This is a genomic window from Streptomyces sparsus (assembly GCF_054776295.1).
In genome coordinates this window covers 1-1254 of record NZ_BAAHCA010001195.1, presented here as the reverse complement: position 1 = coordinate 1254, position 1254 = coordinate 1, and the positions used below count along the sequence as shown (strand labels likewise).

The window sequence follows — 1254 nt, the reverse complement described above, 5'->3', positions numbered from 1 at the left end:
CCCCCGCCGCCCCCGCCGCCCCCGCGGCCACCGCGACCTCCGCGACCACCGCGACCACCGCCCGAGGGCGGCTCGGTCCGGTGACCTAGTCCGAAAAACCCAGTGAAGTCTGTCAGTCGCCAAACGTAGTCTCGGTGCTGATGAACACGCTCTCCGAACCCCCCACGGAGCCCGTCGCGGAAGCCGCGCCGGGCGAGGACCGGCCGCGCTCGGCGGTGCGGTCGCTGCTGCGGTTGTGGCCGTACGTGCGCCCGGTGCGGGTGCGGTTGGGAACGGCCGCCCTGGTGGCGGTACTCGCCTCCTGCCTGGGCCTGGTGGTCCCGTTGGTGCTGAAGTGGATCGTGGACGGGCCGGTCGCCGCACGGGACACCGGCGGCGTCTGGCTGGGCGGCGCGCTGCTGCTGGCGATCGGGGTGACGGAGGCGCTGCTCTTCGGCCTGCGGCGGTGGCTGGTGGCCCGCCCGCTGGCCGGCGTCGAGGCGGCCATGCGGGCCGACCTCTACCAGCACCTCCAGCGGCTGCCGGTGACGTTCCACGACCGGTGGGCGAGCGGGCAGTTGCTGTCGCGCGCCACGACCGACCTGCAACTGCTGCGCATGTTCCTCGCCTTCCCGCTCACCTTCCTGCTGGTCAACGGCGTGACGATCATCGTGGGCTGCGTCATCCTGCTGGCCCAGCAGTGGACGCTGGGCCTGGTGCTGCTCGCCCCTGTGGTGCCGCTGGTGGTGCTGTGCTCGACCTTCGAGAAGCGGTACGCGCTGGTGGCCCGCAGCGCGCAGGACCAGGTGGGTGACCTGACGACGGTCGTCGAGGAGGCGGTGCTGGGCGTCCGCATCACCAAGGGCTTCGGCCGGCACCGCAGCCAGGCGCAGGCCTTCCGCGCCCTGTCGCAGAAGCTGCTGGGCACCGAGCTGCGCAAGGCCCGGCTGCTGGCCGGGATCTGGGCGCTCATCATGACGCTGCCGGAGCTGGCGCTCGGCGCCGCGCTGGTGCTGGGCACGGTGCAGGTCGCGGACGGCGAGCTGTCGGCGGGCACCCTCGTCGCGTTCCTGTCGACGGCGCTGGCCCTGCGCTGGCCGGTGGAGTCGATCGGTTTCCTGCTGGCCATGAGCAACGAGTCGGCCACCGCGACGGACCGCTACTTCGAGGTGCTGGACGCGCCGGTACCGGCCGAGCGCACCCGGGCCGCGCCCACCGGGCGGACATCCGCACCCGACGCGAGCCCCCCGGCAGCCGTGTCCGCCGTGGCCGCCG

Annotated in this window: 1 protein-coding gene; it reads left to right on the top strand. The window is 73.7% G+C overall.

Annotation, left to right across the window (positions count from 1 at the left end; all coding sequences use genetic code 11):
* Positions 1-140: 140 nt before the first annotated feature.
* Positions 141-1254, top strand: a 1114-nt coding sequence (locus ACYVE9_RS27365) for an ABC transporter transmembrane domain-containing protein (protein WP_461030578.1), incomplete at its 3' end; no start/stop codon positions are given.